The 26,529-nt window shown below is 27.9% G+C and carries 20 protein-coding genes, 1 tRNA gene and 3 pseudogenes; 12 read left to right on the top strand and 12 right to left on the bottom strand.

Features of this window, described 5'->3' with window-relative positions; translation table 11 throughout:
- Positions 1-212 precede the first annotated feature (212 nt).
- The 4 genes from rnpA to A8C32_RS13305 all read left to right on the top strand — a co-directional run bounded on the left by rnpA (position 213) and on the right by A8C32_RS13305 (position 4,564).
- A complete protein-coding gene (gene rnpA / locus A8C32_RS13290; protein WP_069830922.1) occupies positions 213-590 on the top strand; it encodes a ribonuclease P protein component in 378 nt (125 codons plus the stop codon).
- 14 nt (positions 591-604) lie between these two features.
- Positions 605-2,239 carry a S41 family peptidase gene (locus tag A8C32_RS13295; RefSeq protein ID WP_069830923.1) on the top strand — a complete coding sequence of 545 codons (1,635 nt, stop codon included), beginning with the start codon at positions 605-607 and terminating at the stop codon, positions 2,237-2,239.
- Between the two features lie 74 nt (positions 2,240-2,313).
- Positions 2,314-3,165 (top strand): OmpA family protein, encoded by an 852-nt coding sequence (locus tag A8C32_RS13300; protein ID WP_069830924.1) that lies wholly within the window; start codon positions 2,314-2,316, stop codon positions 3,163-3,165.
- On the top strand, positions 3,155-4,564 hold the full coding sequence (locus tag A8C32_RS13305) for a T9SS type B sorting domain-containing protein (protein WP_069830925.1): 1,410 nt from the start codon (positions 3,155-3,157) through the stop codon (positions 4,562-4,564). The genes A8C32_RS13300 and A8C32_RS13305 overlap by 11 nt, the downstream gene beginning before the upstream one ends.
- 100 nt (positions 4,565-4,664) lie before the next feature.
- On the opposite strand, the gene A8C32_RS13310 is transcribed toward A8C32_RS13305, so the two are convergent.
- The 7 genes from A8C32_RS13310 to rpiB all read right to left on the bottom strand — a co-directional run bounded on the left by A8C32_RS13310 (position 4,665) and on the right by rpiB (position 9,091).
- The gene (locus A8C32_RS13310) at positions 4,665-5,132 is read right to left on the bottom strand and encodes a DinB family protein (protein WP_069830926.1); all 468 of its coding nucleotides are present in this window, start codon (positions 5,130-5,132) and stop codon (positions 4,665-4,667) included.
- Positions 5,133-5,325: 193 nt separating this feature from the next.
- Entirely contained in the window at positions 5,326-6,000 is a 675-nt protein-coding gene (locus A8C32_RS20945; protein WP_205635393.1) for a porin family protein, read from the bottom strand.
- Positions 6,001-6,242: 242 nt separating this feature from the next.
- Positions 6,243-6,527, bottom strand: a complete 285-nt coding sequence (locus tag A8C32_RS20950) for a hypothetical protein (RefSeq protein ID WP_205635394.1) — start codon at positions 6,525-6,527, stop codon at positions 6,243-6,245.
- A 322-nt stretch (positions 6,528-6,849) separates the two neighbouring features.
- Positions 6,850-7,260 carry a GNAT family N-acetyltransferase gene (locus A8C32_RS13320; protein ID WP_069830927.1) on the bottom strand — a complete coding sequence of 137 codons (411 nt, stop codon included), beginning with the start codon at positions 7,258-7,260 and terminating at the stop codon, positions 6,850-6,852.
- 5 nt (positions 7,261-7,265) lie between these two features.
- On the bottom strand, positions 7,266-7,712 hold the full coding sequence (locus A8C32_RS13325) for a GNAT family N-acetyltransferase (RefSeq protein ID WP_069830928.1): 447 nt from the start codon (positions 7,710-7,712) through the stop codon (positions 7,266-7,268).
- 26 nt (positions 7,713-7,738) lie between these two features.
- Entirely contained in the window at positions 7,739-8,656 is a 918-nt protein-coding gene (locus tag A8C32_RS13330; RefSeq protein ID WP_069830929.1) for a cation diffusion facilitator family transporter, read from the bottom strand.
- A complete protein-coding gene (gene rpiB / locus A8C32_RS13335; RefSeq protein WP_069830930.1) occupies positions 8,657-9,091 on the bottom strand; it encodes a ribose 5-phosphate isomerase B in 435 nt (144 codons plus the stop codon). It abuts the gene before it with no gap.
- Positions 9,092-9,856: 765 nt separating this feature from the next.
- Here rpiB and A8C32_RS13340 point away from each other — a divergent pair.
- The 5 genes from A8C32_RS13340 (at position 9,857) to A8C32_RS13360 (ending at position 17,729) form a co-directional block, all read left to right on the top strand.
- Positions 9,857-10,744 (top strand): T9SS type A sorting domain-containing protein, encoded by an 888-nt coding sequence (locus A8C32_RS13340; RefSeq protein ID WP_069830931.1) that lies wholly within the window; start codon positions 9,857-9,859, stop codon positions 10,742-10,744.
- 281 nt (positions 10,745-11,025) lie between these two features.
- The gene (rnr, locus tag A8C32_RS13345; protein ID WP_069830932.1) at positions 11,026-13,215 is read left to right on the top strand and encodes a ribonuclease R; all 2,190 of its coding nucleotides are present in this window, start codon (positions 11,026-11,028) and stop codon (positions 13,213-13,215) included.
- A 363-nt stretch (positions 13,216-13,578) separates the two neighbouring features.
- On the top strand, positions 13,579-14,253 hold the full coding sequence (locus A8C32_RS13350; protein ID WP_069830933.1) for a head GIN domain-containing protein: 675 nt from the start codon (positions 13,579-13,581) through the stop codon (positions 14,251-14,253).
- A gap of 116 nt (positions 14,254-14,369) precedes the next feature.
- On the top strand, positions 14,370-15,047 hold the full coding sequence (locus A8C32_RS13355; RefSeq protein WP_069830934.1) for a LysE family translocator: 678 nt from the start codon (positions 14,370-14,372) through the stop codon (positions 15,045-15,047).
- A 945-nt stretch (positions 15,048-15,992) separates the two neighbouring features.
- Complete coding sequence (locus tag A8C32_RS13360; protein ID WP_069830935.1) at positions 15,993-17,729, top strand: tetratricopeptide repeat protein; 1,737 nt, start codon at positions 15,993-15,995, stop codon at positions 17,727-17,729.
- 393 nt (positions 17,730-18,122) lie between these two features.
- On the opposite strand, the pseudogene A8C32_RS21510 reads toward A8C32_RS13360, so the two are convergent.
- Positions 18,123-18,272, bottom strand: a pseudogene (locus A8C32_RS21510) (integrase core domain-containing protein); the annotation flags it as partial.
- A gap of 355 nt (positions 18,273-18,627) precedes the next feature.
- Positions 18,628-19,142 (bottom strand): annotated as a pseudogene (locus tag A8C32_RS13365) (IS1595 family transposase); the annotation flags it as partial.
- A 194-nt stretch (positions 19,143-19,336) separates the two neighbouring features.
- Between A8C32_RS13365 and A8C32_RS13370 the strand changes: the two are divergent.
- Positions 19,337-20,272, top strand: a complete 936-nt coding sequence (locus A8C32_RS13370) for a T9SS type A sorting domain-containing protein (RefSeq protein WP_069830937.1) — start codon at positions 19,337-19,339, stop codon at positions 20,270-20,272.
- Between the two features lie 255 nt (positions 20,273-20,527).
- On the opposite strand, the pseudogene A8C32_RS20005 reads toward A8C32_RS13370, so the two are convergent.
- Positions 20,528-21,234: pseudogene (locus tag A8C32_RS20005) on the bottom strand (IS1595 family transposase); the annotation flags it as partial.
- A 306-nt stretch (positions 21,235-21,540) separates the two neighbouring features.
- Between A8C32_RS20005 and A8C32_RS13380 the strand changes: the two are divergent.
- Positions 21,541-23,061: a T9SS type A sorting domain-containing protein gene (locus tag A8C32_RS13380; RefSeq protein WP_069830939.1), complete on the top strand. Its 1,521-nt coding sequence runs from the start codon at positions 21,541-21,543 to the stop codon at positions 23,059-23,061.
- 813 nt (positions 23,062-23,874) lie between these two features.
- Here A8C32_RS13380 and A8C32_RS13385 read toward each other — a convergent pair.
- Both A8C32_RS13385 and folB read right to left on the bottom strand, forming a co-directional pair.
- Positions 23,875-23,945 (bottom strand) — tRNA-Cys (locus A8C32_RS13385).
- 48 nt (positions 23,946-23,993) lie between these two features.
- Positions 23,994-24,356, bottom strand: coding sequence for a dihydroneopterin aldolase (folB, locus tag A8C32_RS13390; protein WP_069830940.1), 363 nt, complete (start codon positions 24,354-24,356; stop codon positions 23,994-23,996).
- Between the two features lie 122 nt (positions 24,357-24,478).
- Here folB and A8C32_RS13395 point away from each other — a divergent pair, with 122 nt between their 5' ends.
- Positions 24,479-26,476: a glutamine--tRNA ligase/YqeY domain fusion protein gene (locus A8C32_RS13395; RefSeq protein WP_069830941.1), complete on the top strand. Its 1,998-nt coding sequence runs from the start codon at positions 24,479-24,481 to the stop codon at positions 26,474-26,476.
- Positions 26,477-26,529: the final 53 nt, after the last annotated feature.

The following is a 26,529-nucleotide window of genomic DNA, read 5'->3' on the forward strand; positions in this document are numbered from 1 at the left end:
ATTAGAAACAGGTACACGTGCAAGAATGAAAATACTAAGAATTAACCCTAATAAAGACATCTCAATAGATATTATAGAACTGTTATTAAACAAAGCTCTAAATTTATATAAAAGCGGAACAATAGTAATTAAATAAATTAAATACACTATATGTTACTTTATAACAACGTGATTTTTTTATTTTACTACCTTTGGCTATTAAAATAACTTTCTTGAAATTCACGTTAAATAAAAAAGAAAAACTAAAAAGCAGAAAGCTTATAGATAAAATGTTTTCAGAAGGACAATCTGTTTCTGCATTTCCTCTACGGCTAGTATTCTTGCAAACAACTTTTAATAATGGTGTTACAACAAAAACAGGTGTTTCTGTAAGTAAACGAAATTTTAAAACAGCCGTAGATAGGAATCGAATAAAGCGCTTATTAAGAGAAAGTTTTAGATTAAATAAATCTAAGTATCTTAACAACATGGCAACACCTTATGCATTTATGATTTTGTACATTGGCAAAGACAAACCAACATTAACGCAAGTTGAAACAAGAATGAAACTATTATTTGAAAAATTTTCAAACAAGATTTCAAAAACATAAAATCCCTTTTTTTAATGAAAAATTTACTAAAGAAAAGAATCATAATCCCTGTATTAGCATTCGCTATGTTTTTTTCGGGAACTGCTTTTAAAAACGATTTTTTTGAAATAGCAAAACAAATAGAAATTTTCACCACACTGTTTAAAGAACTCAACATGAATTATGTTGATGAAACTAACCCAGGTGATTTAATGGATACTGCCATAAAAAGCATGTTAAACGATCTAGATCCTTATACACGCTTTATGAATGAGCAGGACGTAGAGGCAGCTAGAATAAATAATACTGGTGATTATACGGGTATTGGTGCTAAAGTAAAAACCTTAAAAAATAAATTAGTAATCATAGAACCTTACAAAGGTTACCCTGCAGATATAGCTGGTTTAAAAGCTGGTGATGAAATTATAAAAGTTGGAAATACTTTAATTGAAAATTATAAAGAAAATGCTGGCGAATTACTAAAAGGTGCACCTAACTCATCTATAGAAGTCATCTATAAACGTCAAAAGAAAACACAAACAACTTCAATAAAAAGGGCTGAGGTAGAAATAAAAGCTGTACCTCATTTTTCAATGGTTAATGATAAAACGGGATATATTGTTTTAAGAAAATTTAATCGTAAAGCATCTGCAGAAACTAATTATGCTTTGCGCGATTTAAAAGCGCAAGGAGCAAATCGTATTATCTTAGATTTAAGAGGAAATCCTGGAGGTTTACTTAATGAAGCTATTAATATAGTTAACCTTTTTGTTCCTAAAGGACAATTAGTAGTTACTACAAAATCTAAAGTAAAAAAATATAACAAAACATATTACACTAAAAATGACCCTATAGATACAGAGATCCCTCTTGTTATTTTAATTGATGGTGGTAGCGCTTCTGCAAGTGAAATTGTATCAGGTTCATTACAAGATTTAGACCGTGCCGTAATTGTTGGTTCTAGAAGTTATGGGAAAGGTTTAGTACAGCGCCCAAAGCTACTTACTTACGGTACTCAAGTTAAAATTACAATATCTAGATATTATACTCCTTCGGGAAGATGTATTCAAGCTTTAGATTACTGGAATAGAAATGAAAAAGGCGAAGCTGTTCGTGTAAAACAAGAAGATTATAATGCGTTTAAAACCAAAAATGGTAGAAAAGTATTTGATGGAGGAGGTGTAGTTCCTGATGAAGTTTTTGAAGCTTCAAAAAACTCAGCTATTACAAACGCTATAGTTAATAGCGATTTAATTTTTAATTATGCTACGGATTATTACTATAGTCATAGTATTGATAATGTTAACAACTTAAAACTAACAGATAAAGATTTTTCAAATTTTAAAGCCTATTTAAAAACAAATAAATTTTCTTTTGAAACGAATACAGAAAAAGCGCTTTACAAAGCTTATGAAGTTTCTGAAAAAGAAGATTTAGATGATAACATAGAAAAAGACTTTAATGCGTTAATAACACGTTTAAATCAATCTAAAGCAACGGTTATTGATGAAAACAAAGCTTACCTATTAGAATTACTAACTGAAGATATTGTAAAAAGATATGCTTATAGAGAAGGCTTATATGACTACTATAAAATTCATGATTCTAAAATAAAAAAAGCTACAGAAATTCTTAGCAATTCATCTAAATACAGTGAGTATTTGAGATGATTTTTTTTAATTACTTGATTATCAAAAATTAAAAAATAGTATATTTATAATCAAGTAATCTTTTTATCTCATCAATGAATAAACTATTTGTGTTAATATTAATAGTATTAAACAGTGTCTTTGTTTTTTCTCAAAAAGAATTAACACACGAAGTTTATTTTGAAACGGATAAATATGATGTACCTTTTACAGAAGAAAACAGATTACTCTTGTTTATTTCTACTTTAGAAGATATTGAGATTGAATCGATTTCTATCTTTGGGTTTTGTGATGATATTGGTGCAGATACATATAACTTAAAACTATCTCAACAACGTGCAAATGCTATAAAATCTATTTTCTCTAATAATGAAATTAGTGAAGATCTAATAACCAACGTTGATGGAAAAGGTGAAATATTAGTAAAAGTTGTTGAAGAAAAAAATCTTATAAAAATTAGAGGCTTAAATAGAAAAGCTGAAATTATTGTTAAGAAAAAAACACCTCCTAAAAAAGTTGAACCTATTGTAAAAAAGGTTGAAAATAAAAATGCTACCGATAAAATAAAAGGAGATATTAAAGTAGGTGATAAAGTCATTTTTAAAAATATTTTATTTAAAACAGGATACAGGACAGTGACACCTAATTCTAAAAAAATATTAGAATCTATAACAAAAGCACTCCTAGAAAGAAAAGACCTTTATTTTACCATTCAAGGACACGTATGTTGCACACAAAACTCAAGGGATGCGGTAGATAAAAAAACAAAAAAACGCAACCTTTCTGAGGTTAGAGCAAAATATGTTTATGATTATTTTGCTAAAAAAGGCATCAGTAGAAAACGAATGCGCCACGTAGGTATGCGCCGAAAATTTCCTTTAGGTGGTGAACCTAAGTACGACAGACGTGTAGAAATTCTAATAACCCACATTAGCAATGCGAATTAAATGGGGTTATAAAACTTGTTTTTTCTTAGTTTGTTTAAATTTTAATTGTTTTGGTCAAACCTTTGTTCCTGATGATAATTTTGAACAAGCCTTAATCGATTTAGGTTACGATTCTGGTCCTTTAGATGATTTTGTTCCTACCCTCAATATTAATAGCATTACAAATTTAGATATTCCATCAAAAAACATATCAGATCTTACTGGTATTGAAGATTTTTTAGCTCTAGAAAAATTTGATCTATCAAATAATAATATTACTGTTTTAGATATCTCTAAAAATATAAATTTAAATATCTTATGGTGTCATTATAACCAACTTACTAGCTTAGATGTTAGCAATAATACGCGTTTAATTTCACTAAGATGTGAAAATAATTTGATTGTAAATTTAGATGTTTCAAAAAACACAAACCTAAATGTTCTTACTTGCGAAAATAACCAAATAACAACACTCAATATTTCCGATAATTCAACCTTAGATAGATTACAATGTGGTAATAATGCACTATCTAATTTAGATCTTAGTAAAAATACAGATTTACTATATCTATCTTGTGAACAAAATCAAATAGAAAGCTTAAACCTTAATAATAATACCCATTTAAGAGTATTATTCTGTTTTGAAAACCTATTAACAGATTTAAATCTATCCAATAACAGATCTTTAGAGGTCTTAAATTGTAAATTTAATGAGTTAAATACTTTAGACCTTTCTGTAAATTCAAATTTAACAAATTTAGACTGTAGTGATAATCAATTATGTCGTTTAAATATTAAAAACGGAAATAATAACAGCATGGTTATTATGAATTTTGAATTTAACCCAGATTTAAACTGCGTAGTCGTTGATAACATAAATGATAATCATTCTAGTTGGGAACCTTTTTCTTTTTCTAATTATGTGAATACGCCCAATGACTGTAGCAATTTTGTTTTAATCGATTCATTAAACAATTTTATAGGCACAAGCTATACATTACCAGCTCTTACCAACGGAAATTACTTTACGCAATCTAATGGCCATGGTATAGCTTTAAATGCAGGAGATATTATTACAAATACACAAACAATTTACATCTATAAAGAAACTATTTGTAATACTAGTAACGAGACCAGTTTTAATATATTTATAACAAATCAAGACTATTATATTCCAAAATATTTTACACCTAATAATGATGGTTATCATGATTCATGGCAAGTCTTTGATAAAAATGGTAGTATTAATAATATTAGTATTTATAGTCGTTATGGAAAGCTTTTAAAATATTTAAGATCTGATTCTCCTGGGTGGGATGGTACTTTTAATGGTAGACTTTTAAAAAGTGATGATTATTGGTATATCATTGTTTTTAATACAGGAGAAGCTTTAAAAGGTCACTTTACTTTAAAACGATAAATTTTTACAAAATTTAATACTCACAGCCTTTATATAAAGTAAGTATCTGCTCTATTTTCAATGTCTTTTATTTCTAGAATTACTATTTCCATTTTATCAACTATTGTTTTAATTGAGCATAAAGTAACCCTATTTGCCCCAAATGGTATATATCATGCTGAATAATTCCTTCTATTAAATATTCAAAATTATAAGTTCTACCAGATACCATATTCTTGAGTAATTTATCGTTGTTTTGAGTTTTAAGGGTTTTAATTAATTTATTTTGAGTTGAAGTGAGTTTATTAAGTAATTCATCCCATTCCTTTTTATTTTGTATTGTTATTTTAGTCCAGTCATTTTTAGAGTTCATTTCTATATCAAAGAATTGATTTCCTTCAAGTTTTTCCAAAACAAAAATTCTCCAATTAATTATGTGTTGGACAATAATTGCTATAGAATTATTAGAATTAACCAATGTTTCGTTAACCAGCTTATAATCCAACATATTTAATTTTATCATTAAAGCATCACCAAACCAAGGCGTTCCTTCAAAAGATTCAATTAACTTATCTATTAGTTTATTCATTTCTTAATTATTTAATTTTATTTGTTCAAGATTATTTATACATATTCTTGTTATTAATCTTATCGTCTATTATATAAAATAAGATAGAATTAAATAATATAAATACAATCACAGAATTTTAACTATATAATAAGAATATTGATAGTTAAAATTCTGTGATTCAAAATCATTTTCACAATATTATCAGGTGTTTTCAAAATAATGAATATCCAAAAATTACTGATAAGGTACTATAATTAGAATTCCATGATAAATAATCACTTAAAACCTCTCTGTTTATCTGAGATCTCAATTCTATGCTATACCTATCATTATATTTATAACCTAAACCAAATGCTAAATTATTTCTTCTTTTAATTTTTAAATCTTGCCCTGGATCATATTCTAGGGTTGAATTAGAACTAAAATCAAAAATAAATGAGCCATTAATAAATATTTTAGAATTCTCACTTAAAAAAAAGTAATGTCTTACTCCAAATGGTAATTCAATTGACTTATAATCTACTTTAACATGTGTTGTTGCTAATTCTTTTTCAGATTTAAAGTATTGATATGTTGGTTCTATTAAAATAGCCCATTTGTTTTTATTAAAAGGCATAATAAACTCTGTTTCCACTCCAAAACGAAAACTTAATTCATTACCAAAATCTGTACTTCTTGAATTTGTATACTTATTTTCTATTGAAAGAGAAGAGCTATTAAAACCTGGTCGAATATTTAAATTAAATAAATCTCTTTTTTGTTTTTCTTCAAAATTTTTAAATTCTTGATTATTACATTCATTATATTTTATAAAAAAACGGATTAGATCATTTTTTTTATAATCAATACTTTCAACTTTACTTATTTTGAAATCTGGACATTTCAAATCACTCCATAACTGTTGCCTATACCTATTGTTTTTCTTTATTTTATATTCTTGACTTTTATATTCTTGACTTTTATATTCTTTAAAAATTAATTGAGTTATTATAGCGTTTTCTTTCTTATAAAAATACCTTTTTAGATTTCCATCTTTGTATGAATATAAATTAGCTTTACCCTCTATTAAAACTTTTAAAAAAAGTAATTCTTCTTTTAATATTGGATTTTTTTTATAGCTTAAATCATCTATACTATTACTGACCTATCTATGTTTACCTTACTTCTTATATATTTTGAAACATGATAAACACCAAACTCTTTAACGAATTTAATATTAGTCATTTTTATTTTACTGCTTTCCAACTCTTTATATTCAAAACTCGTTGGGTTATTATCCCAATCAATGTTTTTGATTAAACAATCTATTTTTTGACCAGCATTATTAATATAGTAACCTTTTTCAAAGCTAATTTGTGAATAGCAATTTATACTCAAAATTGAGATAAAAAGAAGTAATAATTTTTTTTTCATTTTTATTGTTAATTATTGGTGTAGATTTAGGAAGTAAAGAGCATAACTACTTCACATATAATATGTAGTGCGTTAAATTATATTATTTTTTAGCTAATTATTTTACCCCACATATTCCATTTTGTTTTCTTCTTAACTTTAGATAAATAATTTTCTATTTTGTGAATTTTCCTTTAATCAAGAATGCAGCAAATTAAAGGAATTTCTAAATTATTTTAATTATAAATATTAACTATATTAAAATAATTTATATATATAATTAACAATCAATGAATAACTTAAATTATAAAAAAGGAAGTTTTAATTAATTTTAACTAGTATTTTAAAAACACTTTTCCATTATTACAAAGTCAATACCTCCTTTAGTGTAAGTTTTTGAGGTTTTTAGCATTCCAAATCTTTCATAAAAAAACGTTTTATCTGCTCTGGCATTACACCATAATTTATTAAGTTTTTTATCTAGAACAAAAGCTATTAAATGCTCTAATAAAAGTGTTCCATAACCTTGCCCTTGTTCGGAAACTTTAGTTGCAAGTTTTCTAAATTGAACGCTATCATTCTTTATAAATAAAGATACAACAGAAATAATATTAGAATCTTTCCAGAGTCCAAAATGTATACCTTGGCTATCTTCTTTTAATTGAATGTAACTTTGTGGTTTATTAGGCCACATAACTTGATGTCTTAGGTTATACGTTTCTTGGACTGATATTTCTGTTATTTTAAGGCTCATTTTAGCTACGTATTATTCACCATTGTAATATGTGGTATGCCATCTTCAAGATATTCTTCTCCTATGGCTTTAAATGCTAAATTATTATAAAACTTTATTAAATATTTTTGTGCAGATATTTTAATAATAGATTCTCCAAAATGTGCTTTTACCGCTTCTATAGAAGCTTTCATAATATCGTATCCATACTTAAATTGGCGTTCTTGAGCTTGTACTACAACTCTACCAATACTAGCTTCTTTAAAATAATCTCCAGATTTAAATACACGTGTATAAGCTACTAGTTTTTCAGATTTAAAACCTAAAACATGCAATGCTTTTTGATCTTTTCCATCAATATCTTGATAAACACAATCTTGTTCAACTACAAAAACTTGGCTTCGTAATTGTAACAAGTTGTATAATTCTTGAGTTGTTAGCTCTTTAAAAGTTTTTACTTGTATTTGTAACATGTTTGATATGTAAATAAAAAACGTTCTTAATCTTGAACAATCACATCTTTAGCATCTTTTTTTCCAAATTCTGGTTGAATGTTTACATGATTGATATCGTATTTATTCAAAACTAAATCTTCGATGTCTCTTAAAATAGTTTCAAATTGAGATAAGGTAATATCTTTATTAAAATCTATATGGGCTTCTAAATGAATTTCTTCTTCATTTAATTGCCATACATGAACATGGTGTACATTTTTAATACCATCGAAAGCATTAATCTCTGTAACTATTTGTTTTAAAGGAATATCATCGGGTGTAAATAACATCAATACTTTTGTTGAATCTTTTAACAGATCAAACCCCATAACTATCAAATATAATGCTATAACAAATGTTAATACACTATCTACCCAATATAACTGATAATATTTCATTAACAAACCACCTATTAAAACAGCTACACTAGCCATCATATCTGTTAATAAATGTAAATAAGCACTTTTCATATTCATATTAACTTCAGCATCTTTTTTTAATAAAAGAACACTAAACCCATTTCCAAAAATAGCTACTAAAGACAACCAAATTACTAAGTTTGATTCTATTTCCTGTGGATTCTGAAAACGTTTTATAGCTTCAATAATTAATAAAACTGCAACTATTATTAAAGTTGAAGCATTAATAAAAGCAGCTAAAATTTCGGCACGTTTATAACCAAATGTTTTTTGTAATGAGGCTTTTTTTTTCGATAATTTATTAGCTATATAACTAACTATAAGAGAAACAACATCACTAAAATTATGCAAAGCATCGCTTAATAGTGATAAGCTACCAGACAGTAAACCACCAACAACTTGTGCTGCTGTAATTAATATATTTAATAAAATAGATATAAAAAGGTTACGACCTTTTAAATCGTCATGAGTATGAGAATGGCTATGAGAATGCTTATGCCCCATTTAGCAAGATAACGGAATTTTATCTATTCTATCTTGATGTCTACCTCCTTCAAATTCTGTATTTAAAAAGGTTTCTACCATTTGCAATGCCTGAGGTATAGCTGTAAAACGTGCTGGTATACATAAAATATTAGCATTATTATGTTGCCTTATAAGGGTTACTATTTCTTTAGTCCAACATAAACCCGCACGTATGCTTTGGTATTTATTAGCAGTCATAGCAACACCATTAGCGCTACCACATATTAAAATACCAAAATTCACCTTTTTGTTTTCAACATCTTGAGCCACTGGATGTACAAAATCTGGATAATCTACACTATTATTCACATCTGTTCCATAATTATTTACTGTATATCCCTTTTCTTCTAAAAGTGTTTTAATAGCAAATTTATAATCTGTTCCTGCGTGGTCGTTTCCTATTGAAATAGTCATTTTAATTGGTATATTATTTTGGGTATAAAGTTATGAAATTTATACCTTAAATTATCCTTTTATTTAAAAAGCAAAAAACCCACCTTTTCAGATAGCTTATATTAAAAAATAATAAATGAGGTTTATATGTATTTGTAGACCTTTTTTATTTTAAACTACTAAAAAAAATACATACATAAAACTAAGAATTTTCTATAAATTAAAATAATATTTACAGTTATAAACAATGTGTATTAATGTATTCATTACTTGTTAATAACTGTTCATTACTTTCTAAAACTAAAATTAGTATATCTCATATATTTTTCCAATCAAAAACCTGTTTGGTTTTACCAAAAATTTAACTCACTTTTTTTGGCAATCTTATCAGATATAATATTTATAGATATAAACACAAAATTTAAAAAACTTATGAGTAATTAATAACTCTATATAGTTATTAACAACTGTGAATATAAAATCAAAAACCACTTAAAATAAAGCTTTTAAAGTAATAAAAATTGTTAATTACCTATTAATAGAACGTAAATTAATTGTAATAAAAATAAAAATAAAAAAAGTTATACCACTTATTAACACACTATAATAACCACCATTTATTTTTTTAAATTTTAAAAAGAAAATATTATTATAATATATAATGTGGATAACTACAAAAAATTGAGTTTTATGAGAGAATAAAAAGTGTAGATTTGCGATCTTAAATTATAAAGAAACTATTTCTTATCTATGAATAAGGTAGTTTATTAAAAAATAGGAATAAAAATGAAAAAAATATTATGTATTTGTTTATTAATACCTGTTTTAGTTTCTGCACAAGTGCAAACAAAAGGAAAAACTAATAGAAAAACAGTAATAGATAAAGCAAGAATATTAGATAATGAAGAGAATGATTCTCTTTCAAGTTTTGTGCGTATTTATAAGTATAATGGGATCGATACTTGGATACAATTAGGTGAGGATATAAATATTGAAACTTCAATAGATTTATCAGGTAAATCAATATCTTTATCTTCAAATGGAGCTATTATTGCAGAAGCTATAGATAATACAGAAAATGTAGTTAACTCAGATCATATACAGGTTTATCGTTATAATGGTGTTAATACTTGGATGTTAATAAGTAAAGATGATGGAGGGAAATTAGTAGAAGATTTATCTAAATATTCTGTATCCTTATCCTCTAATGGAAATATTGTTGCTAGAAAATTGGATAATAAAGGGAGTACTCTTAAACCTAATGATATACAGGTTTATCGTTATAATGGTATTAATAGCTGGGAACAAATAGGAGAAAATAAGAAAGGAGAATCTGTAAAAGATTTATCAGGATATTCTGTATCCTTATCTTCCAAAGGAAACGTTATTGTTATTAAACTATCTAATAATGGTGAGAATAAAAATAATTCAAGTAAAGTACGTGTTTATAACCTTAAAGAGGTTTTTTTATCTAAAACTAATTTAAATAATTTAAAAAGCAATCCAAAACAAATAGGAGATAGCTTTAATATTAAATTAAAAACAGGATTAAAAATAAAAAAAATAAATATTTATAATAGTTTAGGAATACTTGTAAATACTACAGACAAAACAAAAATAGATGCAAGCCATTTAAAAAAAGGAATCTATTATTTTGAAATAGAAACTAATTAAAATAAATTAAAAAAGATAACTCTAAAATAAATTAATAAAAAGGTTTACATGTATTTGTAAGCCTTTTTTATTATAACATTTCTTATTTTAATTTATAGAAAAAGAGTTTTTTACAATAATAAACTAAAACATAAAATAGTAGTACTTAACATTAAGAAAATATAGGTTTAAAAATTAAATCGTAGCTTTGTATAAAATAAATAGCAAATCTTCTCTAAAAATAGCGCTATTTAGTAACAAAATTTCCACTATCTTAGGAAATGAATATGATTAAAAATTAAATGACAAAAAAGAAAAAAAGAAATCCTAAAAAAGGAATTTCTAACCTTACAAATACAATCTTAAGTATATTAAAAAAAGAAAGAAACCAAGCCTTTAACTACAAGCAAATAGCTGCAAAACTTGGTGTAAATGATGCGAGTAGTAGAAATCAAATAATAAAAACACTAGCTAAACTTGCTGGAAAACAAGAAATAGAACAAGTAGAACGTGGTAAATTTAAAGCCATAGTCACAGCCGAATATTATACAGGTATTTTAGATTTATCTGCTAAAGGATCGGGTTATATTATATCAGACGAATTTGAAGAAGATGTATTTATAGCATCAAACAATATAAATAAAGCTTTAAATGGCGACGAAGTAGAATTCTATGTTTACAAAAGACGTAAACGTGGTAAAATGGAAGGCGAAATTACGAATATTATAAAGCGTGAAAAAAATGAATACGTAGGTGTTATTCAAATGCATGAAAAATACGCTTTTGTAATAGCAGATAGTAATAAAATGTATAAAGACATTTTTGTACCAATAAATAAAACATATAAAGCCGAGGACGGAGACAAAGTATTAGTAAAACTAGAAGATTGGCCAGAAAAAGCAGATTCTCCATATGGAAAAGTTGTTCAAGTTTTAGGTAAACCAGGAGATCATAACACAGAAATACATGCTATATTAGCAGAATATGGTTTACCTCATGAATTTCCACACGAAGTAGAAGAGTTTGCAAATCAATTAAATACCTCTATTACAAAAGAAGAAATAGCAAAACGACGAGATATGCGTAAAGATTTAACCTTTACTATAGATCCAAAGGATGCTAAAGATTTTGATGATGCATTATCTTTTGAAGTATTAGATACTGGATTATACGAAATAGGTATCCATATAGCCGATGTATCTCACTATTTACAAGAAGGTACTGTTCTAGACGACGAAGCTTACGAACGTGCAACCTCAGTCTATTTAGTAGATAGAGTTGTACCCATGTTGCCAGAAGTATTATCAAACAAAGCCTGTTCATTACGACCACATGAAGAAAAATATACCTTTTCTGCAGTATTTCAAATGAATGATAAATGTGAAATAAAAAACGAATGGTTTGGACGTACAGTAACCTATAGTGATGCTCGTTATGCTTACGAAGAAGCACAAGCCATTATAGAATCTAAAATAAACGAAATACCTAAAGAAGTATCACTCACAGGAAAAGCTTATAAAACCGATCAAAAATTAGCAGATGCCATCTTAAAAATGGATGAATTAGCTAAAATTATGAGAAGTAAACGTATGCAATCTGGCGCTATATCTTTCGATAAAGTAGAAGTAAAATTCAATTTAGATGAAGAAGCAAACCCAGTAGGTGTATTTTTTAAAACCAGTAAAGATGCCAATAAACTTATAGAAGAGTTTATGTTACTAGCAAACCGAAAAGTATCAGAATTTATTGGAAAAAAAGAGCCTAAAAAAACCTTTGTATATCGTACACACGATGAGCCAGACGATAGTAAACTAGCAAATTTACAAGGAATAGTATCTAAATTTGGATACAAACTTAATTTTAAAGACCGTAAAACAACATCAGCTTCACTAAATAATTTATTAAAAGAAGTTAATGGAAAGAAAGAACAAAATCTGGTAGATACCTTAGCTATACGTAGCATGAGTAAAGCCGAATATACCACGAATAATATAGGGCATTACGGTTTAGCATTCGATTATTATAGTCATTTTACATCGCCAATACGACGTTATCCAGACGTAATGGCACATAGATTATTACAAGAATACCTAGATGGCGGTAAATCTGTAAACGAAGACGCTTACGAAGAAAAATGCCAACACTCCAGTAATATGGAAAATCTAGCAACTAAAGCAGAACGCGATTCTATAAAATATATGCAAATTAAATTTATGCAAGATCATAAAGATGAAGAATTTGTAGGTGTCATATCAGGAGTAACAGACTGGGGAATTTATGTCGAAATAATTTCTAATAAATGTGAAGGTATGGTTAGCGTTCGCGATATGAAAGACGACCATTACGTATTCGATCAAGATGTTTATGCACTTGTAGGAAGAGAATCTAAAATAATGTATCAACTAGGAGACGAAGTTGTTGTAAAAGTTAAAAATACAGATTTAGTTAAAAAACACTTAGACTTTAACTTAATAGGAAAAGTAGAAAATTAATTAAAGAAACTAAGAATACACAAATAACTTATAAAAAGTATTTGTGTATTTGTAGTAAATAAAAATGTTTAATTATTTATAGCGTTACCACAAGGGTCGGGCTTTCACTACTCAATCTTTTTAAACATTATTCATAAGCAGGTACAACTGTAGTAATCTGCTTAATTCTAGTTACAATTAAACTAAATAACCTCAATTTAAAAAGGATTTCAAACATGCCGTTTCAATCCCTAACGCAAAGTATAGATATGTTAAAAATTAGAATTAATTATTGAAATTAGCGTTAAAAAACAATTTTGTAACATATATTGACAATGGAATAATTATTGATAATTTACGTTTTAAATCAAAAAATATAAATATATGAAACGCTTAATCACCGCCTTAGTAATTCTTATAACAACCACAATTATAGCTCAAAATAAAGTAGAAAAAACAATAGGAGAATTTACCGAGCTAAAAGTATACGATTTAATAGAAGTAGAACTAATAAAATCGGACTCAGATAAAATTATTATTTCAGGAGAAAATAAAGAAGACGTATTGGTAAATAATAAAAATGGAATTTTAAAAATAAAAATGAAGCTTGAAGAAGCTTTCGATGGTAACAAAACAAAAATAATACTATACTATACCAATATTGATATTATAGATGCCAATGAAGGCGCTAAAATATATTCCGAAGACGAGATTAAACAATTTGAGATAGATTTAAACGCACAAGAAGGCAGTAAAATAAAAGTAAAACTAAACGTAACCCATACCAATATAAGATCTGTTACAGGCTCTAATATACAAACATCAGGAATCTCTAAAAACCAAAATATATCCATTTATACAGGAGGTGTATACAAAGGAAAAGAACTTAAAACAACATTTACAGATGTTTCCATACGAGCAGCAGGAGAAGCACATGTAAATGCTAAAACATTAGTAAAAGCAAAAGTTAGAGCAGGAGGAAATGTTTATATTTACGGTAATCCAGAAAAAGTAGAAGAAAGCAAAATATTTGGAGGTAGAATTAAAAAAATGAACTAATATTTTTATTAAAAATATAAATTATAAAAAACCATCACTTAAGATGGTTTTTTCTTTTTATAATAGTTTAATGCTTTTAAAATATTTCTTTACTTTGTGTAAAGCTTCACACACACATGTTCGATGATATTTTAACAGCTATCCCTTTCGGAATTATATTGGCCTTTACAATAGGTCCTGTTTTTTTTGTGCTATTAGAAACCAGTGCTACCAAAGGGTTTAGAAGTGCTTTAATATTTGATTTTGGAGTTATTTTTGCAGATATTATATTTATAATTATAGCCTTTTACAGTACCAATAACTTAAGAGGAAAAATAGGGAATGATCCAAGTTTTTTAATTTTTGGAGGTGTTTTATTAATTGTTTACGGTATTATTTCCTTTATAAAAACCTCAAAATCATTTAGAGCAATAGTAAAAGAATATTATAAAGTAGACATTCAAAAAGATTACGGAAAGCTATTTGTAAAGGGTTTTTTACTTAATTTTATAAACATAGGTGTTCTATTAGGATGGTTAGCTTCTATTGTATTAGGAGATACATTAACAACTTCAGAAAACGGAGATATTATTTTTGTAATAACTATGCTTACATCTTATTTTGTAACAGACTTATTTAAAATACTAGTAGCAAAAAGACTTAAAGCTAAATTAACACCAAGGCTTATTTTTAAAACAAAAAAAGTTATAGCGCTAGTTATTTTAGGTTTTGGAATTTTATTACTTATTCAAGGATTGTTTCCAGAAGCCTACGAAAAAAACAAAGAGAAGCTAGAACAAAAAATAAAGAAATAAAAAGCTTTACAGAATAAATAGATAGTTTTTTTATAAAAAAAAGTAAACTCTAATTAAGTAAGGTAAAGATTTTTCTTAATTTTTAAAAAGGCGTATTAAGAAAATACCCTTGTTCAAAACAAATTAGATATAAAAAATTCAAGATTTGGTAGGCTCAGGTCTTGAATTTTCTTTTTTTTGGTTATTCTTTTCTTCGAGAGTTCATTTTAGTACCGACAAGACATAGTAATTCTTGTTTTTTGGATTCGTCTAAATTTAGGCTGCTATTTCTGCTTACCTATTTCCTTTGCATTAACAGTTTGGATACCAAAAAAATATGCATAGTTTTTTCAGTAGCTTTTGGTTTAGCCTTAATTTTTATGAGATGATAATATTCTTTTTATTTACCAAAACTACCTTATAAACGAGTAGCTATTTCTTTACTAATCATGGCTTTTAATAGTTTCTCTTCTTTATTTTTTAATTCTGACATCAGCTAATTGTTTAAATGTACCCTTATTAAAAATTAACTAAATTTAGACTCTAATGAAGAAATCAAAATTTATTAATAGTTAAATCATTAAGGCTTTAAAAGAAAATGAAGCTGGTTGTTCGGTTGAAGAGATTACGAAGGGAGTTACTTTTTAGTAAGGGTACATAGGGAGATTTAATAGAGGATGTCTTAAATGTTTATCTCTTATATAGTTTGAAACAATTTCAAGTAATTTTAGACAAAATTATAACGGATTATAATGATAATAATCCACATGAATCCATAAGAGTACAAAGCCCTAAGGAATTTTGGAAAAGAAAAAATATTATTGTTGTTTTAAAACAACAATAATAACAATAAAAATTATAAGTTTAAATTTGTGACACATTTTGCCTAAAATCATAAACTCATCTATTGTTTACATTAAAGGAATTATGTTTTAATCTCCAGAAGTAAACTATAAAATAACTACTATGACCTTTTCAAAAGATAATATTCGGCATTATTTAAAGAATATATTAATTTTTTATCTATGTATATTTTATTCGTTAATTGTTTATTCTCAAATAGATGAACAATATCGTAATAAAGAAATGAGTAAATTACTTGACCACGCCATAAATGACACATCACTAATTGCATATAAAAACTATTTGGAAGCTCTAAATATTTCAAAAAAGACAGGTGCAAAAGAGTTTGAACTTTTGTCTTATCGAAAATTAATGAATTATTATGGGTACAAAAAGAATCTAGACAGTATGTTAAATTATGCTTATAAGTTTGAAAATGAAAATTACCAAGGTCAAAATATAAAATTAGTTCATAACTTCTTTTTTCAAAAAGGATATAATTTAGTATATAATTTTGAAATGATTGAGGAATCATCGGAAGCATATGAAAAGGCTTATAAATATATTGAAAAAGAGGATATAAATACAACCATAAAAACGATTACAGGCTTAGCGTATAACTATATTACAAAACGCCAATATGATAAAGCGATCGAAACATTAAGTTTCATACAAAAAGATTCAATAAGTGATGTAGAGCATAAGTTTTATTTTTTAACAACTTTGGCATCAGCATATCAATGCAAAGAAATCCCAGAAAAAAGTTATCCCATTAATCTGGAGCTTCTTGAATTAACTAAAAAACAAAGAGATTCTTCTAATATATATTTTGTAAAGACCAATATTGTGTTTGATTATTTTTTAAAAGGAGAATTTCAAAAAGCAATAGATTCCGGTACTGAAATTACAGCTTCATTAAAGAAATTTAGTCCTGATATGCTTTATACTAACTTCTATAATTTATCAAGAGCTTATGATGCTATAGGAGACACAAATAAAGCCATTTATTACATGAATAAATCTATTACTTCTCAGAGCAGTGATAAAATAGGAAGTCATAATATAATAGAGGGCTTAGATTTTTTAATTACATTCTATGAAAAAAAAAAAAATTATAAAAAAGCCTTTATTAACTTTCGGAAAAGAAGTAGGATCATTGATAGCATTAGGGCAAAAGAGCAAAAGATTTTCGTAGATTATTATGACACAAAAACTAAAATAATTGATCAAGTAAAAGAAAAGGAGAAAATACAAGCACAACAAAAAGTATTAATCCTAGAAAATAATAAACAAAGACAATATATTGTATTTCTGGCTATATGTGGTATATGTGTAATTTTTATTTTTACCTCTTTATGGATTTATTATAAATACTTCAAATCAAAGAAAAAAATAGTGGCTTTACAAAATAATGAGCGTGAGATTCTTAAAAATCATATAGATATAAGAGAAAATGAACTTTCAGTTTTAGTTGTAAGTAAAGCCAAAGCAATATCCAAATTAGCTAAAATTAAAGATGAATTATCAAAAGCTATCAAAGAAAATAGTCTAGACAAGTTTGATGGAATAGAAAAAAAACTATCTTCTTTCCTTTTAAATTTTGGAAACGATCCTTTGATTTCTGAGCGATTAGAATCTCAATATCCTGGTATGATATTAGGCTTGAAAAAACTTCATCCAGAATTATCAGATAATGATATTAAGCATTGTATTTTGGTCAAACTGAATTTGTCTTTAAAAGAGTCTGCTCAATTATTACATGTTGGAATAGGCGCAGTAAAAATGGGAAGGAATAGAGCAAAAACAAAAATGAATATTCCAAATGAAACTTCATTAAAAAACTATTTAGATCAAATATAAGTTATGCTTGCCAATTTTTTAAGAATTATTACTGTTTACTTGAAATCTTGTCATCTCCCATAGTGTTCATAAAGAGATGACTATTCAGGATTTTACTATTTCGAGGTAAAAATAGGTTTATTTACGTATCAAACGTCGGAAATGACTCAATAAAACTAGTAAGGAAGTAGAACAAGGGTCTCAAATAGTAGTTGATTTTTATGCTTTTTCCTGAGAATATTAACAGATATTTATCGATTAATGAGACATCGCTTTCCAAAGGAGATCTCTACATGATTATAACCAATAAAAAGTAAAAGGCAAGAAGGATCCCGTTATGGAATACTCTATATGTTGTAAAGTAAATCCGATGAGGCCTTGAATAATTGATCTCTTCACAGGTTTAAGTACTGGTTAAAAGTAGAAAATTTGAGCTATTTTTATTCTTTTCAACATATTCATTGAAGGACATGTCCCTAATAAACTATGTGATCTGTAGCTGTTATAATCTTCTCTCCAAATATCGAACTTTTCTTGCGCATCTTTCAAAGAAAAGAACCAATTAGTATTGAGACATTAATCTTTAAATGAACCATTTAAACTTTAAACATAAGGGTTGTCTATTGGTTTTCCTGATCTAGAGAAATCTAAGTCTATTTTGTTTTCATAAGCCCATTTATCCAAAATTTTACTGATAAATTCACTTCCATTATCAACTTTAATACGTTTAGAGGCAATTGAAATATTTAGTAATATGATTCATTACACCAACTACATCCTTCCCTTTAAGTGATTTTCTTGCGTGAATAGCCGGATATTTTCGACTAAAATTATTCATTACACTTAAAGCCATAAAACGATGACCATTATATAACTGATTAGAAACAAAATCCATGCTCCAACACTCATGTAAAATAGGATCTTTTAATGGAATGGACTCTGTGATAATTACTATATTTTGTTTTCCTACTGCATCACGACCTCATTTTTTCTTTTTTTTTGTTGTATTTCTGAAGATTCAACAGTAAAATAGCCCTCGTCTAGTTCTATCATACCTTCCAAGGCATACCTGTTATCTCTATTGTCTTTGGCCTTTCGTAACTTGTTAACCATTGCCCAAACAGGTTCATAACGCTTTAAACCTAATTGTTTTTGAATCTCTTTACTTGAAATCCCTTTTTTTGTAGCACTAAGTAAGAACATGGTCTTATACCAAATCAAAAAAGATAAATTGGAGTTCTGCATAATAGTGCCACTTTTTAAAGTCATACGCTTTCTACATTTTTTACACTCATAGCTTAAGCGACTCTTTATCCAATAATGCTCTGTATGACCACATTTACAGACCACACCTAAATTGTCTCGCTGTGACTTAAAATGATTAACACATGCTTCTTCACTATCAAAATTTGCTGTAAAATTGAAAATGTTCATGATCTTTATTTATCACAATTTAAATATTTTTTTTAGTTATGAGATATTACGGATATTAAAATTTAGAATCTATACTATAGTTAACCTTTAGTTAACTATATTTTTTTTGAAGTAAACCCATTGATAACCAAGAATTGTTTCGTTAGCATTTTTTCTATCCGTTCTTTGTTCGAAGAAATTTTAAATAAAAAATTATGAAATTAACAGAGACTTTTTTTGCTATTCTTTTAAAAGGTAAAATAATAGCTACAATAATTTTAATTAGTTCATTTGGCTTAGTTAAAGCTCAAGAAAACTGTGAATTGGAGCAAAAAATAAGCATCAGTCGTTCCCTAAATGACTGTGGTGATGGTGGTCTTTTACGTGTAGATCTATCTAATGGGAAGGCGCCTTACAATGTCAATATTAAAGATATTCACAGTGGTATATCTAGATCTGGAATTGTTTCAGGAAACTCTTTTAACGTTAAAGTATTTGCTGGAACCTTTGAAATGGTTATAAACGATGCTAATAAATGTTCAAATCTGAGAATTTTTAATGTTTTTGCAAAAAACTTTGTAATTGAGCCTTTGGAATGTTTAGAAAATGGAAGAAGAAGAGTTCGTTTCTCTAATAATAGTAACAGTTTTATTCCAGTTAAAGCTGAAATGGGAGGTTTTGGTTTTAGTCTACAAAGAGGTACATCTAATACTTTAGAAGTTCCCCCTGGAACATATACATTCAAAATAAGTAGAGAGGGCTGCGAACCTTATGACTTGACATTTACCGTTGACAATTGTCCATCAAGTAAAGCGAAAAATAGTGCAGTTATAAAAAACGACAGAAATTTTGAAATTATTAGTGATTTATCAAATTCGGAATCAAATGGAAAAATATATCCAAATCCTTTTTCAAATAATTTTACTTTGGATATGTTGGATATGACTCAATATATAAAAGGTTCATCAAAAACAGCAGAAGCCTTTAAAGTATTAATTTATAACATTGAAGGAAAAAAAGTTTACGGTGAATCATTTAAGAACTTAAAAAAGAATATCAACCTTAGTCATCTAAATTCTGGATCTTATTTCATAAAAGTTATTAGTGAAAATGGGTTGGAATTATTCACCAAAAAAATAGTTAAGAATTAGTCACAATATGATGATTCATTCTTAAATTTATTAAAGTTAGTATATAATAAGCTTGATAAACTATCGGGCTTATTATTTGAGACTGTAAACTGAATTCTGTCTGAATAAAATTAATAATTAAAGTTTAATTTTATTCAGACAGAGTTTAATTTACAGATCCAATTGTTAAAATTAATCCATCTGCAGGAGAAAAAACAGCAGCTAAATATACCATGTCTAAAAAATTAGCTCTAGATAAAACTTTAATTAATTAATTTATAAGTTTATACTCCGTTTAATTTGATTATGATAAATTGGCTTTACCATTCTATTAATCGCATTACGGAAAAATATTGGTTTTAAATTGAGAGCGGTTAAATTCTAAAACAAAATTCATAAAAGTAAGCTTGTATATACCATTTACTCACATGGGTTGGTATTGCTCTGAGCCATAACTTTACTTGTATAATCATATAATGTGTAATTGTTTAAAGTTAGCCTGCTTTTGCTTAATCTTATAAATCTCTTTTAAAGGCTCATATCCTCTCCATTTATCTGTGATTATTTTAGCAAATGTGCTTATATGTTCTTCAAATATTGGTGTCAATGATTTTTCAGAATAGTCTTTGATGAATCCGATATAAACGCGTTTTACTTTATCATTATCTGTTAATTCTACTGTAATTAATGCTTTCTTCTTTTTCATCAACAGTAAATTCATCCACATGAATTCATCTTTCTAAAGGATATTTTTGACTACTTTTCAACTTTTTGCATAAAATATCATGCAGTTTCTTGGCGGATACTAAAGCGTTTTCCTATTTGAATACTTGATACGCTTTTGCTACTTGTACTCATCTTAAAAACCACACAAAAGGCTTTATAATCCAAAATTTAACTTTATAGAAAAGAGTATTTGAAATAGCGCTTTCTACATGATGACAAGCATAACAATGATAATTATAACCTGATTTCTCACAACCTTAATATTGTTCTGTTTCTCTTTCTTTTAAAGGAAAAATATACAGAAATTAAATGACTAACTTAATAAAATACTTCAACGAAGTGGTGTTTATCCATTCTGTTAACCTAAAGTTAACCAAATAAAAAGATTGTATTCCCTTTGTTAACCATAATTATTAAAATAGTTTAGAATCATAATCCTTTATTTGTAAAAAACTTCTACAATTTAGTTTGTTAAAAGATTACGATATATAGTTATCATGTCACAACGCACATTAAAGAGTAAGGTATTACAAATTTAATTATTAACATTAAAAATTCAGAAAATGAAATCTCAAAATACTAGTATAGTGTTTTTATTTACAATGTGTTTCATCACTTTTATTAACTATGCTCAAGTTCAAATAGGCACCAATTTATATGGCAATGATGTCAATGAACAATTCGGGTATTCCGTTGCTTTATCCAATAATGGTAATGTCTTAGCTGTTTCTGGAATCGGGCTTAAGAATGACACTGGTTTGTCTTCTGGAGGAGTTCGAATTTATCAAAATAACAGTGGAACTTGGACCCCAATAGGCTCTGATATTCAAGGAGAATCAGAAAATGAAGCTAACGGATTTAAAATAGCACTTACCGGAGATGGAAATACTATTATAATAGGTTCTCCGGGATATACTCAAACCAATGGATTAGAAACAGGACGTGTAAGAGTTTTTAACAATCAATCTGGAAATTGGGTTCAGGTAGGTCAAGATATTTTAGGTAAAAATGCAGGAGACGCATTTGGTTTGCATGTTGATATTTCTGAAGATGGCCGCATTATATCTTTAGGATCAATATTTGATGATGAAATTGCGGAGAATGCAGGATCTGTTAAAGTTTACGAAATCATCGGTAATGATTGGATACAATTGGGACAATCAATAGATGGTATTTCAGCGGATGATAGAACTTCTAATCATTCTTTATCATCTAATGGAGATGTTCTAGCTGTTACTTCCAATGGTAATAATGGAGAGGAAATTGGTATTGTTAGAGTCTACGAATTGGATTTATTGTTTAATGAATGGACACAAATTGGACAAACATTAATTGGTGAAACCAAAAGTAGTTCATTTGGTGCTAATGGGATGGATTTATCAGAAGACGGAATGATTTTAGCCATAGCAGCCCCTTTCGCTAATACAAATGCAGTTGGAGTTACTAGAGTTTTAGAGTTCAATAGATCGCTAGCGGAATGGGAACAAATTGGTTCAGATATTGTTGGGGACATCGGAGTTGGAACCTTGGGAAATGGTTTTGGATTATCTTTATCTTCGAATGGGCAAAAATTAGCCGTTGGTATACCTGGTGATGCTTCAGACAATGACTTATTTAATTTTTCACGTGGATCAATAGCAAGAATATATGAAAATCAATCCAATAATTGGGTACAAATTGGAGAAGATATGCTAAGTGATAATATCAAAGATCATTTTGGCTGGAGTATCGCACTTTCGGATAATGATATCGTAGCTATAGGTGGTTTTTCGAGTGATTTTAATGGGGTTGATTCAGGAGTAGTTTCGGTTTATGATGTTAGTCCTAGCACCTTAAACATCGTAGATTTTAATACTTCTGTAATCAATATTGATGCTTATCCTAATCCAGTTTCTAATATATTAAATATAAAATTAGATAACCAGACGATTTTAAGTAGTATTGATTTATATAATAGTATGGGACAACAAATAGCTACTTTTGATAGGAATAAAATCGATGTATCAGGTTTTTCTAAAGGTTTGTATTTTGTTAAAATATCAACAAATCAAGGGAATACTACAAAAAGAGTTATATTTAAATAGCTTCAGCTTCTATTTACTAATAAATAATAATCGAACATGAAATAGACTGAATAATTAGGCATTATTATCAAAAACCAAAATAATACCTAGGGTTCTTATTATGATCTCTACTTTATTTTAAAGGCGTATTCAGAAAATAGCGCTGTTCAAAAAAATTAGATATAAAAAATCCAAGATTTGATAGGCTCAGGTCTTGGATTTTCTTTTTTTGGTTATTATTTTCTTAGGGAGCTCACTTTCGTAGCAAGTGGCATCTATTGTAATTTGATTAGTGCTATCTATATAAGGCTTCCAATGAGGAAATAAATCTTTTTCTAAAGTATCGATATTTAACCTATTGCTAGTTCACAACGAATCTGGCTTACTATTTTAAAATTGTCAAGCCTATTAAAGCCCAAAATGAATGTCAGAGAAAAACTGATAATCCATATTGCCATTAAGTCGTTCGATAAGTTTTTATCCGAACAACAGGCATAGTGCTTTAGAAGCATTAAACCTATTCTACCTCTAAGGCTAAATATATTTTACCTAAATCACTCTACAAAAAACGCGCATAAAAAGTATCAAAATTTTCTTGGGCAGATAAAAACGAAAATTCATGCTGAAACTCACTTATTCTTTGTAATTATCATAAATAACGGAAAAGTAAAACTCCGTTTTTAGTTCTCAATAGCTATTTTTTGGGTTTTTATTCACATTAATTTCCAAAGAAATCCCAATATTTCCAAGGATTTGACCATTTTATGAATAGGCCTAAATAATTATAATTAATAATAAAAAAAACCTCCAAGAAGACCTTGAAGGTTGATTTAGAGGCGTCGAGCGGATTCGAACCGCTGTACAAGGTTTTGCAGACCTCTGCCTAGCCACTCGGCCACGACGCCATTACTGCTGCAAATGTAAAAAAAAAAGTGATTTAACCTCACTTAAAATTACTTTTTACGCTTATCGGTCATTTTTATCGTTACTTTTTCAACATCTCCACCAATAGGAGGATTTAATTTACTAACCCAAACAGTAGCTTTTTTCACTAGTTTATCTTCATTAAAAATTCTATTTAATATACGTTTAGCTACCGTTTCAAGTAAGTGAGAAGCAATCTTCATTTCTTCCTTAATAATTCGATTTAAAAATACATAATCAACTGTGTCATATAGTTTATCAGATATTGCCGAGCTTTGTAAATTAGCTTCAACTTCTAGATCTACACGATAATCACTACCTATTTTTGTTTCTTCCTTTAAACAACCATGGTAAGCAAATACCCTTATGTTTTCAATTTTTATAATTCCCATTAGTTTAATAATAAATAAAAATACTTTTAATTAAATTTTCTTAGGCTTCTTAAATTTCTTAAGCTAAAATAGCTTGAATTTCCGTAATTTTGAAGCTTGTTTAGTTGAAATAAGTAAGAATAATGTCTGAAGAAAGAAAACCTCTCAATTTTATCGAGCAAATTATAGAAGAAGATTTAGCAAACGGAATGTCAAAAAACAATTTGCGTTTTCGTTTTCCACCAGAACCAAACGGGTATTTGCACATAGGGCATACAAAAGCCATAGGAATTAGTTTTGGTTTAGGCGAAAAATATAATGCACCTGTTAATCTCCGTTTCGATGATACCAACCCAGCAAAAGAAGAACAAGAATATGTAGATGCTATTAAAGAAGATGTTGCTTGGTTAGGGTATAAGTGGGATAAAGAATTATTTTCTTCAGATTATTTCCAACAGCTTTACGACTGGGCTATTCATTTTATAAAAGAAGGAAAAGCTTATATAGATTCACAATCTAGTGAAGCTATGGCAGAACAAAAAGGAACTCCAACACAACCAGGAGTAGATGGACCATACAGAAATAGAACAGTAGCAGAGAATTTAGAATTATTCGAACGCATGAAAAATGGTGAGTTTGATGAAGGTTCACATATTTTACGAGCAAAAATAGATATGCAACATCCAAATATGTTGATGCGAGATCCTATAATGTATCGTATTTTAAAAAAGGAACATCATAGAACAGGAAATACATGGTGTATTTACCCTATGTACGATTGGACTCATGGAGAGAGCGATTATATAGAGCAAATATCACACTCATTATGTTCTTTAGAATTTAAGCCCCATAGAGAGCTTTACGATTGGTTTCTAGATCAAGTAGTAGACCAAAGCTTAATAAGGCCTAAGCAACGCGAATTTGCACGTTTAAACTTAAGCTATACCATTATGAGTAAGCGTAAGTTGTTGCAATTAGTTAACGATGGTATTGTAAACGGTTGGGACGATCCAAGAATGCCAACCATTTCAGGATTACGTAGGCGTGGTTATACACCAAATGCGATTAGAAAATTTGTAGAAACTGTTGGAGTAGCCAAACGCGATAATATTATAGACGTATCGCTTTTAGAATTCTGTATACGTGAAGACTTAAATAAAACTGCCCCAAGAGTTATGGCAGTTTTAGATCCTGTAAAAGTGATAATTACCAATTATCCAGAAGGAAAAGAAGAATGGTTTGATGCAGAAAACAATCAAGAAGACGAAACAGCAGGATTTAGAAAAGTACCTTTTTCTAAAGAATTATATATAGAAAAAGACGATTTTAAAGAAGAAGCAAGCAATAAATTTTTTAGATTAAAATTAGGAGGCGAAGTTCGTTTAAAAAACGCCTATATTATTAAAGCAGAAAATGTTGTTAAAGATAATGAAGGCAACATTAAAGAAATACAATGTACATATTCTGAAGATACATCTAAAAAAGTAAAAGGCACATTACACTGGGTATCTATAAAACATGCTATAAAAGCAGAAGTTAGAGAATACGATAGGTTATTTATAGATGAAGCACCAGACAGTCATCAAGATAAAGACTTTATGGAATTTGTAAACCCTAATTCTTTAAAAACTATAAAAGCCTTTGTAGAGCCAAGTTTAAAAGAAGCTAAAATAGGGGAGTGCTTTCAATTTCAACGATTAGGATATTTTAATGTTGATAACGATTCATCTTCAGAACAATTGGTATTTAATAAAACAGTTGGATTACGAGATACTTGGGCAAAACAAAAACCAAAGCAGAACAATAATCAACCTCAAAAACCATCTAATTCGCAACAGCAAAGAAAAGCCATTGATGTTATTCAAAAATTAGGAAAAAAATACACAAATTTATCTGAAGAAAAACAGCTTAAAGTAAAAGCTGAAATTCAAGAGCTTGCTAAAAATGTAAGTTATGATGAGTTACAACCCTTATTTAATACAGCAGTAAAAAAAGTAGGAACAAGAATTGCAGTAGCATTAGCTTTAGCTGTGTTGTTACAAAACGGACAAGAAAGAAACGGTGATGTTAATGATTTTATAAACAAAGCACTTGAAGATAAAAACGAGTTACTTGTTTTTGAAGCAAAAGCGTTATCTTAATAATAAAAGAAGCTGTATAATTCAATTTTTATGCAGCTTTTTTATTATATAAA

Origin of the sequence: Flavivirga aquatica, assembly GCF_001747085.1 — a bacterium.
Taxonomy (GTDB): domain Bacteria; phylum Bacteroidota; class Bacteroidia; order Flavobacteriales; family Flavobacteriaceae; genus Algibacter_C; species Algibacter_C aquatica.